The 14,677-nt window shown below is 33.7% G+C and carries 13 protein-coding genes; 1 reads left to right on the forward strand and 12 read right to left on the reverse strand.

All coding sequences use genetic code 11. The features are described from left to right. From AAGU76_RS04120 to AAGU76_RS04160, 9 genes are all read right to left on the reverse strand, one after another. Positions 1 to 1,386: an FGGY family carbohydrate kinase gene (locus tag AAGU76_RS04120; protein WP_342484171.1), complete on the reverse strand. Its 1,386-nt coding sequence runs from the start codon at positions 1,384 to 1,386 to the stop codon at positions 1 to 3. Positions 1,387 to 1,437: 51 nt separating this feature from the next. Next, entirely contained in the window at positions 1,438 to 2,418 is a 981-nt protein-coding gene (locus AAGU76_RS04125) for a C-terminal binding protein (protein ID WP_342484172.1), read from the reverse strand. Positions 2,419 to 2,535: 117 nt separating this feature from the next. Then, positions 2,536 to 3,219, reverse strand: coding sequence for a GntR family transcriptional regulator (locus tag AAGU76_RS04130; protein WP_342484173.1), 684 nt, complete (start codon positions 3,217 to 3,219; stop codon positions 2,536 to 2,538). A 288-nt stretch (positions 3,220 to 3,507) separates the two neighbouring features. Continuing rightward, complete coding sequence (locus AAGU76_RS04135) at positions 3,508 to 4,695, reverse strand: mandelate racemase/muconate lactonizing enzyme family protein (RefSeq protein WP_342484174.1); 1,188 nt, start codon at positions 4,693 to 4,695, stop codon at positions 3,508 to 3,510. Positions 4,696 to 4,730: 35 nt separating this feature from the next. Then, positions 4,731 to 5,918, reverse strand: a complete 1,188-nt coding sequence (locus AAGU76_RS04140) for a mandelate racemase/muconate lactonizing enzyme family protein (RefSeq protein WP_342484175.1) — start codon at positions 5,916 to 5,918, stop codon at positions 4,731 to 4,733. A gap of 46 nt (positions 5,919 to 5,964) precedes the next feature. Next, a complete protein-coding gene (locus tag AAGU76_RS04145) occupies positions 5,965 to 7,248 on the reverse strand; it encodes a TRAP transporter large permease (RefSeq protein WP_342484176.1) in 1,284 nt (427 codons plus the stop codon). Between the two features lie 12 nt (positions 7,249 to 7,260). Continuing rightward, positions 7,261 to 7,752, reverse strand: coding sequence for a TRAP transporter small permease (locus tag AAGU76_RS04150; protein WP_342484177.1), 492 nt, complete (start codon positions 7,750 to 7,752; stop codon positions 7,261 to 7,263). 81 nt (positions 7,753 to 7,833) lie between these two features. Continuing rightward, positions 7,834 to 8,997: a TRAP transporter substrate-binding protein gene (locus AAGU76_RS04155; protein WP_342484178.1), complete on the reverse strand. Its 1,164-nt coding sequence runs from the start codon at positions 8,995 to 8,997 to the stop codon at positions 7,834 to 7,836. A gap of 43 nt (positions 8,998 to 9,040) precedes the next feature. After that, a complete protein-coding gene (locus tag AAGU76_RS04160; protein WP_342484179.1) occupies positions 9,041 to 10,231 on the reverse strand; it encodes a mandelate racemase/muconate lactonizing enzyme family protein in 1,191 nt (396 codons plus the stop codon). 320 nt (positions 10,232 to 10,551) lie between these two features. On the opposite strand from AAGU76_RS04160, the gene AAGU76_RS04165 reads away from it, so the two are divergent. After that, positions 10,552 to 11,313, forward strand: a complete 762-nt coding sequence (locus tag AAGU76_RS04165; protein WP_342484180.1) for a GntR family transcriptional regulator — start codon at positions 10,552 to 10,554, stop codon at positions 11,311 to 11,313. A gap of 192 nt (positions 11,314 to 11,505) precedes the next feature. Here AAGU76_RS04165 and AAGU76_RS04170 read toward each other — a convergent pair whose 3' ends face one another. From AAGU76_RS04170 to AAGU76_RS04180, 3 genes are all read right to left on the reverse strand, one after another. Continuing rightward, the gene (locus AAGU76_RS04170) at positions 11,506 to 12,339 is read right to left on the reverse strand and encodes a nitroreductase family protein (protein WP_342484181.1); all 834 of its coding nucleotides are present in this window, start codon (positions 12,337 to 12,339) and stop codon (positions 11,506 to 11,508) included. A gap of 336 nt (positions 12,340 to 12,675) precedes the next feature. Further along, positions 12,676 to 13,050 carry a RidA family protein gene (locus tag AAGU76_RS04175; RefSeq protein ID WP_342484182.1) on the reverse strand — a complete coding sequence of 125 codons (375 nt, stop codon included), beginning with the start codon at positions 13,048 to 13,050 and terminating at the stop codon, positions 12,676 to 12,678. Further along, entirely contained in the window at positions 13,050 to 14,651 is a 1,602-nt protein-coding gene (locus AAGU76_RS04180) for a D-aminoacylase (protein ID WP_342484183.1), read from the reverse strand. The genes AAGU76_RS04175 and AAGU76_RS04180 overlap by 1 nt, the downstream gene beginning before the upstream one ends. Between the last annotated feature and the right edge of the window lie 26 nt (positions 14,652 to 14,677).

A 14,677-nucleotide genomic window follows, 5' to 3' on the forward strand; every position in this document is an offset into this window, starting at 1 on the left:
TTACTTAAGTTTCAGTGTTAGTTCTTTTTTATCATTTAAATCCGTACAAATACCTGCACATACAAGTGCTATTCTAAATAAACCTGAAAATGCTTCATCTGGAATTGCAGAATGACAATAAGGATATCCCGTTTTTTGACTTACAATTTCAAGAAGCTTCGGTATTCTCCATGACACTCCTCCTGAAAAGACGAGTTTCTCTACTTTTATGTTGTTACCACAAAGACCCTTTATGTTTTTATCATAAACATCTGCCATATTATAAAATGCTGCTGAAAATAAAGTGTTTAAATTAAAATTGCTATATGTAATTCCACCAATTTTTCCACCATTCATATTATAAGGTGTTGAGTAAAATCCAACATCTGCCGTCAATCCGTCTAGATCATATTTAAAATCTTTTAAAACCGAATTCCATATCTCATTTGTATCTACAGATATTCCAGTTATTATATGTGTTGTATCTTTTATGAAATCAATTAAGACATCTAAATTTCTTCCGCTAGGCATATTTGAAATTGTATTCATATATCTGCCTTCAAAAAACGGACGTGTTTCATATTCACCTGGCATAAAATGTTCTGTGGTATTTGATACTTGAGATGCAGTTGCAATATTAATCACAACGTCATTTTTACCTGCCATGCTTCCAAGTATTGAAATTTGATGATCGCCATAATCAGGATATATTTTTAATTCTTGACCATTAGATTTATAAATTCCGCAAACTTCAAAATCACTTTTTGCTATTACAGGAAGAACAATATTTTCAAAACCAGCTTTTTTAATAATTTTTTCATTCCATTTCTTATTTACCACATCACAAAACCCCAATGGAGCAGCATTTGTTATATGGCAAATATTGTTTCCAGTAAGCCTAGAAATAAAATATGATCCTAAAGTGTAAAGTTTGCCTGTCCTCTTTTGATTGTCTATTTCATAAAGCATAGTATATAAGTTGCTTAGCCCAAGGGATGGTTTAATATATACGCCGCAATCAGCCATTTCCTCCTTACTAAACAGCTCCTTAAGTTCTTCTATATAGCTTCTTCCTTCATTTTCTATAATATTGAGGCATCTGTTATCTTGCCATGAAACATAAATATCTTCTTTATTAACTTCACAATTTGAATCATAGACAAATCCATGCATTTGTGTAGAAAATACTACACCTTCAATGTCTTCATATTTTTCTGACATCCCATCAATAATTTCTTTAACTGTGTTAAAAAGTAACTCAGCAGAAATTTCAAATATATTTTTATCTTTATTCTCTAGTTTTTGGGGAGATGCAATTTTTCTTTTTTCTATGATGACGCATTTTTTCATATCAAAAAGAGATGTCTTTATAAAACTGCTACCAACATCAATTGCTATATACTTCATATAGATCACTTCCTATTTTATATAAATATATGTATTTAATACACGTATAGATTATTTGCTCAATTTCTTTATATTAACTACATTGTATGGCATTTCTCCATTTAAAACTTGTACTGCTGTCTTTGCCACCTTCATGTGTTGATTATTTGAAGCTTCAACAGAATTGTAAGCAGCATGAGGAGTGACAACTAAATTCTCATAGTTATATATTCTGCAGTTTGGATCTTTAATAGGTTCAATTTCTACTACATCAAGTCCTGCAGCGCAAACCTTTTTGTTTTTTAATGCTTCTAGCAAATCATCAATACTTATTATAGGTCCTCTTGAAGTATTTATAATTATTACTCCGTCTTTCATTTTTTCTATAGTATCTTTATTAATCAAATGTTTTGTTTCATCAGTTAATGGAACATGAATTGATATTATGTCTGATTCCTTGTAAAGTTTTTCTAAACTCACACTTGTTACACCATATTGCTCGAATAAATTATCTGGTGCGTATGGGTCATATGAAATTATATTCATGTCAAATGATTTTGCATAATGGCTCAATAATCGTGCAGTATTTCCAAATCCAATCAATCCAAGTGTCAATGCACTTAATCTATGCATCTTATATCCATAATTACTGTCCCATAATCCAGCTCTTACACTTTTATCAAAAAACGTAGTTTTTCTGCATGTATCAAGTATTAAAGCCATTGCATGGGTTGCAACCTCATCTACGCAGTAATCAGGAAGGTTGCAAACAGCTATACCTCTTTCAGTGGCAGCTTCTACATCTACAGTATCAAAACCAATTCCATAACGTATTATTGCTTTACAATTTTGCATCTTTAAAATAATGTCTTTCGTGATATGTGAATAATTAAGACCAATTGCATCTGCATCTTTTACAGCATTAATAATTTCCTCATCTGTTTTGCATTCAGCCAATACACATTCAATACCATTTTCAGATAAAAGGTTTAACTCTGGACTAAAGTCCGTACCTTTTAATGTATGACTGTCAACCATTACAAATTTTTTCATATGAACCTCCATTTAATAAGTAAATTTTTGATATTCTTAAAGTGATTTTAATTATAAAAAAACAACTGACTGATGATATAATTAGCATTACTGAATTAAAAGTTATTTCAAAAAAGATTATTTAAATTTTAAATCTCTCAGTGTTTCTTCCTCAGCATCGTTAATGTGTCGAATTAAATAATCTTTAACTGATTTATCTCTAGCTACAATTAGTTCAAATATTTTAATGTGATTGCTGACATAAAAGTCCTTGTGTTGTTCTTTTGTACCAATTGTAGATGAATTGAATTTTGCAAAAGTTTCAAAAATAGGCTCCATAGTGGTCCAGCACTGCAATAACGGTCTATTTTCTGACAGTTCAAACAATGCTCGATGAAATTTTGTATTAACTTTTATTCTTTCAAGACGAATTATCTCATCATCATCGCTTTCAATTGTATTAAAATCTTCAGCCGCTGAAGCTAATATGGTATAGCTTATACTTTTTTTAGCTAATACAATTTCTATAACTTTGCATTCTAACATACGTCGAACTTCATACAAATCTTTAATATATTTTTCCGAAATTTCCTTTACTTGTTTTCTACCATTTGGTAATGTTGTTATTAATCCTTCATTTTCTAATGCTTGCAATGCAGCACGAATTGAGCCTCTAGATGTATTATATTCTTCAGATAAAGCAGCTTCCGTCAACATATAATTTTTCGTATACTTTTGAGTCAAAATTTTATATCGCATTGAATCCAAAATGTTTTCCACCATTGAAATTTTTTCGCCACTATTGATATTATTTTTTTCCATAATAATCACCTGTTTTTATAAATTATATATAGCTTCTTATTTAAGTATAAGAGTCTTAATGCTTATTGTCAACATTTTGAATTAATTGTACTACAAATTTAATTTAAGTAATACATTGTTGTATGATAAAAGGCTTAGAAATTCTAAGCCTTTTGTTCAAAATTAATATGAAACTCTTAAGTTCAAATTATTGCTTAAAAAGAGCTATCTTTCATAGAAACTAGCTTCTATTCAATGATAACTCTTTTTCAAAATTCTTACTTAACACTTACTTTTTATACTATTTAGCTATTTTACTGTATATACTTCCGCTTTGGCAATTGCTTCATCTGTCAACTCCTGTCCAATTCCTGGTAAATCAGGTACTTCATAACTACCATTCTTTGGTTGATAATTATACTTGCATAGATTAATGTTCTCATCCATTAATGCACATTGATGATGTTCATGGATGACAAAATTAGGAATTACTGCTTCAAGTTGAAGAGCTGCAGCTGTTGCAATCGGCCCTCCACAGATATGTAATTGAACACCAATGTCATAAACATGAGCCATATCACATATTTTCTTTCCTTCTGTTATTCCTCCCGTATTACATAAATCGGGTTGTATTATTGACAAGGATCTATCTTCATAGAATGGTCTGTATCCCCATCTTGAATAAATTCTTTCACCGCTTGCCATTGGTATTTTTACATTATTGGCAATTTCTCTAAATAAGTCAGAATTAAGTGGTTGTGTAGGTTCTTCATAATAGAAACATCTGTATTTTTCAAGCTCTCTACCAAGTTGTATTGCAGTATTAGTATCAGTGAGTGAGTGAAGTTCTATTATAATATCTAAATCAGACCCTCCTGCTTCTCTAATAGCAGCAACTCTATCAACAGCTACTTTTAATTGTTTATTTTCAAGTAACCCATAGTTACTCCAACTCATCCACACTCCTTCCGTATCGAAACCAACCGGATCGACTTTAACAGCTGTATATCCTTCTGCCATCGCTTTTCTTGCTGCCTCAGCATATTCTTCAGGTTTTGATAAAGCTTTACATTCTTTACCCCAATCAAATTGAATTTGGCTTGCATAAGATCTTAACTTAGTATTAGTTTTACCACCTAGCAATTGATATACGGGTACACCTAAAACTTTTCCCTTAATATCCCAGAGAGCTATATCAATTGCACTCATACCAGAAAATATAATTGTTCCTCCACCCATGCCCCAAAATGTTGTTCTGTGAAGCTTGTTCCAAATCATTTCACTATTCATAGGATCCATTCCTATTATTAGTTCACCAAAATCCTTAATCATACCAAATGCAGCTTCAGTTCCAGATGAATAAGCTACACCTGCTTCCCCGAAACCACATATTCCTTCATCAGTATTAATTCTCACACATACAGGATTCCAGTGAGTTCCTTTAACCGAAGGGGCTCCCCCGTTTGTTTTGATTACATCTACACTTGTAATTTTCATATATACCTTCTCCTTTTATATAATTTTATATAATTTTATTTTATTGTTACCATCAATGGCGAATTTTTTATTGTTTCATCTGTAAGCTCTTGTCCAATACCAGGCCTTTCTGGTATTTCAAAATACCCATTTTTAGGCTGATAATCATACTTGCAAAGGTCTATGTTATCTTTTACCAAAGCCATTTGGTGATGTTCATGAATAACAAAATTAGGAATAACCGCTTCTAGTTGCAATGCAGCTGCAGTAGAGATTGGTCCGCCACATACATGTATTTGTACTCCGATGTCATATACATGTGCCATATCACATATCTTCTTTCCTTCAGTTATTCCTCCTGTATTGCATAGATCGGGCTGAATTATTGATATCGACCTATCCTCAAAGAACTTTCTGAAGCCCCATCTGCTGTATGAACGTTCACCTGTTGCTAAAGGTATTTTTACCTCTCTGTCAATCTCTTTAAATAAAGAGGCATTTAAAGGCTGTGTAGGCTCTTCATAGTAGAAGCATCTGAATTTCTCCAATTCCCTTCCAAGTTGAATTGCTGTATTAGTGTCAGTTAATGAATGGAGTTCAATAATTATATCTAAATCAGGCCCGCCGGCTTCCCTTATTGCTGCAACTCTGTCAACTGCAATTTGCAATTGTCTATTCTCTAGAATACCATAGTTACTCCAGCCCATCCATATGCCTTCAAGATCATAGCCTATTGGATCAACCTTTATACAATTATATCCATCTGCTATTGCGTCTCTGGCAGCCTGAGCATATTCTTCTGGTTTCACAAGAGATTGACTTTCTTTACTCCACCCAAATTGAATCTGACTGGCATAAGTTCTTAATTTAGTGTTGGTCTTGCCTCCTAGCAACTTGTAAACAGGAACTCCTAGAGCCTTACCCTTTATATCCCAAAGTGCAATATCAATTGCACTTATTCCAGAAAAAATTACTGTTCCTCCGCCCATGCCCCAAAAAGTAGTTCTATGAAGTTTATTCCATATTTCTTCATTATTCATAGGATCCATTCCTATTATTAGTTTAGCAAAATCAACTGCCATACCAAATCCTGCCTGACTTGCATTCGCATATGCTAAACCCACCTCTCCAAAACCGCTGATTCCTTCATCAGTATTGATTCTAACAAACACAGGATTCCACTTGTATCCACTGGTAGAATCTTTAGTAGGTGCCTTAATTATATCTACACTTGTAATTTTCATCTATTTCTCCCCTAAAATTAATATTGTTTAATCTTATATTTTTACATTAACGGCCAAGTAATCTTAAAATTCCTATTGATGTTAAAGGTATATATGTTATGATTAACAAAGCCACAAACATAGATATAATGAATGGCAATGCTTTCTTAACAATTTTATCCATTGGAATTCCAGTAATACCAGACGCAACAAATAAATTACCTGCTACAGGTGGTGTAACGAAGCCAATAGCTAGGTTGATAGTCATCAAAAGACCAAAATGCACTGGATCTACTCCATATGGTCTTAGAGCAGTCAGAAGAATTGGTGAAAATATGATGTTTGCCGCAGTCGTATCGACAACCATTCCTACAAAAACCAGGAATATATTCACTATCAGCAATACTACAATCTTATTTGAAGAAAGTCCTAATAAGAATTTTGTTAAACCTGTAGGTATTCCTAATAATGCCAAAACAGCTCCTAATGCCGCTGCTGGTGCAAAAGTCAGCAATATACCACCAACAAATGATGTGTTTTTAGTAAATATATTAATAACGCCCTTCCAGGTTAATTCCTTATAACCATATATTCCTACTATTATTCCGTAAAATATGGCTACTACCGCTGCTTCTGTCGGGGTGAATATGCCACCGTATATACCTCCCAGTATAATTAACGGCATTAATAAAGCCCATTTAGCATCCCACGTTGCTTTTACGAGTTCTCTAAATGAAAAATTTTCTCCGTTTCCAAAGTAACCTAACCTTTTCGATTGATATATATTGACTAGTACTAATATTGCTCCTACAATAAATGCAGGGCCAATTCCTGCAAGGAATAAATCTCCTATAGATGTTGTTGTAGCAACTCCATATATAACCAAAGGTATACTTGGCGGCATAATTATCCCCAGGCCACCAGCTACTGCTGACAACCCTGTTGCATAAGTTCTATCGTATCCCGCATTAACCATGTATGGTATCATAATTCCTCCTATTGCAGCAACTGTTGCCGGCCCTGAACCAGATATTGCTCCAAAGAATAAACATGCTATAACCGTTACTGTACCTAAACCACCGGTAGTATTGCCAACCATTTTGCTAGCTACATTGACAAGCCTTTTAGAAAGCCCACCTGTTTCCATTACAGCTCCAGCTAACATAAAACATGGAATAGCTGTCAAAGGTAATGATTCAAAACCAGAATACATAGCCTGAGCTATAAATCCTATATTAGTCGTATCAAATGCAAATGCAATCGCTATCATTGCCAGTCCTAAAGAAATTCCAACAGGAACACCGATTGCTAATAACCCTGCTGCAGATAAAAATAATACTGCTGATGCCATATACTCACCTCTTTAAACATTGATTTTTTGCATATTTATTTCTTTAATTTGTTTTATATTATTTATACTAACCTGTATAAGTCTTATGATCATGAGAATAAACAATATAGGTAGGAATATATATATTGACCATTTAGGAATATGTGTTACCGCTGTTGTTGTACCGTTTTCCCTGAGCCTTTGAACCATTGGTACTACTCCAGTTAGAATAATTATATTAAACAAGGCAAAAAATGCATTGTTAACAATTTCCATGATCAGCTTACCCTTAGGACTTAGCTTATCAGTAATTATTTCAAGTCTAAGATGTTGTTTTGTTCTGATTGCAGCTGTCGCCCCAAAATACGTTGACAGAATAAATAGAATTATTGCCAACTCTTCAGACCATGAAAACGCATTGTTAAATATATATCTGGATACAACCTGCATAAATAATATAACTACCATAGCTATGGAGCATATTGTACCTAAATAGACCTCAATATTATTTAAAAACTTTTTCATATACTGCCTCCTCTGCTAACTAAGGTAATTGCAGCTAGGAGCTGCAATTACCTATTAATAATTCAATACAAAACTCAAAATTTAATTTGAAATTTTTTCTATTGATTCTCTAATAGAGTTAAAATAGTCAACTCCAATCTTTTCTGCCGCTTCATCCCATGTACTCATGGAGATTTCCTTGAATTCCGCTTTAGCCTCGTCACTAAGTTCAATTACTTCCATTCCTTTATCAGTGATCCACTTTAAGAGAGCTTCTTCAGTTTTTTGTAATTCCGGTCCGGAATATTCCTGTGCAATAGCTGCAGCTTTTTCAACTGCTTGCTGGAATTCTGGAGACTGCTCTTTTAACCATTCATCGTTTACAATAAATGCGCCCGCTGTATATAAATGTTCTGTTAATGTCATATACTTTTGAACTTCTACATAGTTTTGTGCAAAAATATTAGCAATTGGATTTTCCTGCCCATCAACAACACCTTGCTGCAAACTTGTAAACAGTTCAGCATATGCTATCGGTGTAGGAGCACATCCTAAGGCTCCAAATGCCAAAAGATGCAACGGATTATTCTGTACACGTATTTTTAATCCCTTCATATCAGTGACAGAAGTAATTGGTCTTTTTCCATTTGTTATATGACGCATACCTATAGCTCCCATTGTTAAAACGTTAAGACCTGTATCTTTTATGCACTCCTGCCTCATCAATTCACCAGGTTCACCAGAAACTACCTTAAAAGCCGTCTCAAGATCCGGAATTAAGAACATTACGTCTAAAGGCATAAAAGCATTAGTATATTCAGCCATTGCACCTACGTTATATGAGCAACTTTCAAAATTTCTGTTTTGTAAACCTCCAAGAAGCTGATCTGCTGTAGTACCAAGTACTCCACCATTGAATAGCTGAATCTCAACTTTATCTCCTAGGATTTTCTTCAATTCTATGAAAAATTGTCTATCCCCACGAACTGATGGTGAATCTGTCTGGTTATTTGTAACGTTTGCATGTTTCCATATTACTTTGTCAGGATTACTTGACTTAGCTTCAATATTAATAGCAGCATCTTCTGCTGAAAGCGGTGTAGCGACTGATAACGCATATTCTTCCAATGTCATTCCTCCGCTTGTTCCTGATGTCTTCCCTGTTGATGTTTCTGTTGGTGTACTTCCTGTTCCACAACCCGTAAGTACAATGTTTAATACCATTATTGTCGTCAATAATAATGCAGTTTGTTTTTTAAATCTCATAATTCTACCTCGCTCCTTTTATAATTATAAATTTATTTTATTATTACTGTATCGTAACAACTTGTGCTAATCTGTATGCTTCATCAGTTATTTCATTTCCGATACCTGGTTCGTTAGGCACTTCTATATATCCATTTACCGGCTGTGGATTAAATTTAGAAAGGTTATAATTAAAAACGCATCTGTTATTTACATGATGTTCATGTATTACGAAATTAGGTATCACTGACTCTAAATGTAATGCTACAGATGTTGAAAGCGGAGTTGCACACACATGAGCTTGTACACTTACATCGTATGTATAAGCCATATCGCAAATTTTCTTTGCTTCTGTAATTCCTCCACAATTTCCAATATCCGGTTGTATAACTTGAAGCGATTTATTTTCAAAATATGGTGCATACTGCCATCTTCCATATATTCGCTCGCCACTAGCTTGTGGAATGTTAACTTTATTAGCAATGTATGCTTGCATAAATGGAGTTGGTGTGTTGGGTTCTTCAAAGTACATAATTCTGTACTTTTCTGCCATCTGACCAATTTGGACTGCTCCTTGTGCGTCGGGGAAGGAGTGGTTTTCAATTATAATATCAAGATCCGGTCCACATTCCTTTCTAATTGCTTTCAGTCGTTCTTCTATTAAATTTATATAATATGGTTTAATTATTCTCGTTCGTTCTTCTTCTGTAAAAGGAGTACCATCTTTGTCAAACGTAAAAAAGTCAATTTTAACAGCATCATACCCTTCATTCATTGCTTTTTTGCAAGTCGCTGCATAATCTTCAGGAGTACATTGAGGAATTCCTGTAGAAGCACCTTTAAAATCCAACTCCCAACCAAATTGAAGCTGACTAGCATAAGCACGAAGCTTGTCTCTACGTTTTCCTCCCAGCAGCACATGCAATGGAGCATTAAAGTATTTTCCTTTGATATCCCATAAGGCTATATCTAATGCACTTATTCCAGCAAATACTACAGGCCCTCCATTTTGACCCCAAAATGTGCTTTTATAAAGCTTATCCCAAATCAATTCATTTTTCATGGGATCCATTCCAATTATCAGCCTTGCTAAATCCTGAATCATACCATAAGCAGCAGTTTGACCGCTTATATATGCTACAGCTGCTTCCCCATCTCCGTATATTCCTTCATCTGTGTGAATACGACAAAGAATTGGTCGCCAAATTGGATTCGCTGTAGTAACTAACAACACGTCTACTTTAGTAATTTTCATTTTAACCTCCCATATAAATTTCGCTCACAAGCTTAATATATGTTATAAACATATACTTGTAATACAAGTATATATTAGCATCTTTTTTCTGTCAATAAAATTTTGTAAACATTTTCACCGTAGTGCTATTACCTCCATTAAATATTTGAATTTCAATATTTTTTTATTAATTTAATTTTATACTTGCAAAACACGTAAAAAGCTGTTATGCTTGTATTACAAATAAACATAGTATTAATAAATGCTACAGCTATAAGAAAGCTCTTCTAATTAGCAGCAACAATTGCTTCGGTAAATACTATTAAAATAAGAGGATGATTATGAAACGTAAAATAATTAGAAAAAACAGTTTAAGCGAACAGCTTACCGATATATTAAAGGATTCAATATTAAATGGAGAGTTAAAGGATGGAGATAAACTCCCAACTGAAAACGAACTTACTAAAATTTATAATGTAAGTAGATTAACAGTACGCTCGGCATTACAAAGACTTAATGCCCTGGGTCTAGTAACTACTAAAGCCGGAGACGGAACCTATATTAATAGCTTTAAAATAGAAGATGTTCTAAAGGATGTACCTTCTTTAGTTGTATATCCTAAAATGATGGAGGATGTAAAAGAATTTAGAAAATTGATTGACTTGGAATGTATTAGACTTGCTATCATAAATTCAAATGATGATGATTTAGAAAAGCTTAGACTTGCTTGTGAAAATTACGAAAACGAATTTAACAATATTGACATTGACGATTTTAACTATTCGTATGAACAAAAGCTAAAGAATATTGCTTTAAATGATTTTAATGTACATTTTACTATTTGTGAATTATCTAAGAATTCATTATATATCCTCGCATATAAGAGCGCCCAAGAAATAATTAAAGAATATCTTTACACTATAACAATGGGACGCTTTAAAAAATTTTTAGAATCAGGTAACATAGACACTTTTATTTCCTCTACTAGTCATACTGCACTATATGAAGCTATAAAAACTCGTAATTTTACAAAAGCTAAAAAGATTTTTTTAAACCATGTAGACTACAGAGTATTAAATTTATTGCCTGAGTATTTTAATTGATGGGATAGCATCAAGAAGTATAATATACAAGGTTTCAGCAATTGCTGAAACCTTTTTTCATTAATGTAGTTTAGTACAAGCTAAAACTCGCCTATCTTTTAACAATTTTCCTGCGTAAAAAGTTTATATTAAGTCAAACTCTGTCCTTATCTTTACGGTTGCTTTTTAACTTCCGTATAAAGTAGCAAGTCACTATCTCCAATTAACTTCAGCACTTTTTCTGGGAACAGTTCTATAATACTTATTGTTTGTGTATCCAAACAGCAATGATGTGACAACAACTTTACTGTCTGAAATATTAAGGAACTCTCTGATATTCTTGTCATGTGATGCAAATGTAAAAAATCCATTAAAACAAGCACCTAAATTTAATGCATCAGCCATTGTTTGCATATTGGCAGCCGCCAATCCTCCGTCTACATATGGATTGAAGGATAAATTTTTATCGCTGAGAACTATTATGATTGAAGGTGCATTAAAAAACAATTTATCCTTACCGTATTTATTATATTGCCTGTGCATCATTTTCCACATAACTGAATATCTTTTTTTCTGACTATCAAGAGGATCATCTTCATTTGGCACATAACTACATGCTATATCATTAAGAACATCGAGCGTTAATTTTGTCAGTTCGCTCATATTGTCCTGAACAACCACGAAGCTTATAGGCTGCCTGTTACCTCCGCTAGGGGTGAATCGTCCTGCGTCAATAATTTTCATGAGCTTTTCTTTTTCCACAGGCTTGTCCGTGAAATTCCTGATGCTTCTTCTATATTTAATAGAATTCAATACCTTTTCCGGCTCGACATAAAATTTATCCTTGCTATAGTCTAAAACCTCATTCATATCATACTCATCTATTGATACAGCATTTTGAGGGCATACTGCAATGCAATGTCCGCAGTTTAAGCAGGATTTAAACAAAGGTTGTGCCTTCCAGTCAATAATCTTAATGTCACTGCATTGACAATCTTCAGCGCAAAGACCGCAGCCAATGCACTTTTCTAAATTAATTCTAATCATTAATAATTCCTTTCAATTTTAATAGTCGAAAAAACATTTAAATGGCTTTCTCCCGTAAAATATTAAACGTCATAGCCAATCTCAACTTAAATTATAGCAGACAAATTGTCTACTATTGGGATGGCTCTTTATATTATATAACACAACGACAGGAAATGTACATCATAAGTTCCTGTAAAACAGCAGCATAAAAACTGCCAGTAGGTATTACCGGCTGGCAGAAAGGATTTATATTTTTATTTGTCTACTTGACGGGAAGCACTTAACTATGATATTAAAGGGTTTTATTACAATACAAGTTGTTATAGTGCTCTTGCCATATTCAATGAATCTCGTTTACTTATATGCTACAGCTTCAATTTCCACTAAAGCATCCTTAGGCAATCTGGCAACTTCTACGCAAGATCTTGCTGGATAATTACCCTGGAAGAATGTTTCATACACCTTGTTGATTCTTGGGAAATCATTCATGTCTTTGATAAAAACAGTGGTCTTAATAACATTTGCCGGATCTGCACCCGCTGCTTTAAGAATAGCAAATACGTTTTTCAAGGATTGTTCAGTTTGAACTTCAACATTATCAGACATTAATCCTGTTTTATAATCTATAGGCAGCTGTCCTGAAGTATAAACCATTCCATTTACTTCTATAGCTTGAGAATATGGTCCAATTGCTGCAGGAGCCTCTTCTGTAAAAATAATTTTCTTCATTAATTTATCTCCATACCTTTGCTTTTTCTGAGAACTTTACCAGGTCTTTTCCCAGTGTCCTCTCCTTCTTTGATTACTACTTCTCCATTTACAATTACATACTCAATTCCCACTGGATATTGGTTAGGATTAGTGTAATCACCTTTATCAATTATATTATCAAAATCAATTACTACTAAATCTGCCTTGTAACCTTCTTTTAGCAAACCTCTGTCCTTTAATCCTAAAACCGCAGCAGATTTACCTGTCATTTTGTAAATAGCAGTCTCTAAAGTGAAAGATTTCTCATCTCTGACATATTTGCCTAATACTCTCGGGAATGCTCCAAACAATCTTGGATGAGGCTTTCCGCCCATGATACCATCAGTACATACATTTTGCTCAGGCCTGCTCATTATAAGTTTTACATGCTCTTCAGTACCGTAGAAATCTACTAAGCCAACAATATTTTCTTCTTCAAGAATTACATCAAATATTGCATCAAGAGGATCTTTGCCTTTGCATTTACCAACTTCAACAAGATTCATTCCAACAACGTCCTGATTCTTTTCTGAACCGACAAATGTTACGAAAATACCTTCTATCCCTGCAAATTCAACAAAATTATCCCATCCAGGTATACCGTTGGCAATATCTTCTTTCATCTTTTCTCTTAAGTCAGCATCTTTTAATCTTTCTAACAATTTATCTGTACCACCATCATGAACCCAAGGCGGAAGAATAACACTCATCATTGTGCTTCCGGCAACGTAAGGATATTGGTCGTAAGAAACAATCATTCCCTCTTCTTTAGCTCTATCTAATCTATCTAAAACTTTAGGGAATTTATCCCAATTGTTTTTACCGCATACCTTAAAGTGTGAGAAATGAACTTTACATCCACTTTCTTTACCTATGGTCAGTATTTCTTCCATTGAATCTAAAATTGAATCCGCTTCACTTCTTTGATGTGTTACAAATACTGCATCTTTGTCATGTAATACCTTACCTAATTCAATAAACTCATCAATATCAGCATAGCAGCAAGGTGGATATATCATACCGGTTGACATTCCAAATGCACCTTCATCTATAGCTTTAGCTAAATTAGCTTGCATTAAAGTCATTTCTTCTTCAGTTGGTTTTCTGTTATCCAATCCCATGGAAATCATTCTTACATTTCCATGAGGAGCTAAATATGCAATATTAGGTCCTAAATCTAATTTTTCTATTCTCTCTAGATAATCAGCTACACTTCTCCAAGTCCACTCAACGACATATTCTCCTTCAAGACCTTTCATAGCCTTTATCCAAGAAGATAGATTGTTATCATCAACCGGTGCAGGACCCATACCATCTTGGGCAACTAGTTCAGTAGTTATACCTTGTCTTATCTTTGGAGTCAATAATGAATCCTTGAACAACAGCATGCTTGAGTGACTATGAGTATCTATAAATCCCGGTGCCACTACAAAACCTTCAGCATCAATAATTTCAGCATCTTCACATTGAAGATTCTCTCCTATTTTTTCTATCTTATCTCCATCAAGAAGAATATCTCCGTTATATGAATTGTTTCCGCTACCATCAACTATCAAACCATTTTTTATTAGTTTCTTCACAATGTTCACCTCTTCTATTAGTTTAT

Source organism: Sedimentibacter sp. (assembly GCF_038562225.1).
Lineage (GTDB): Bacteria > Bacillota > Clostridia > Tissierellales > Sedimentibacteraceae > Sedimentibacter.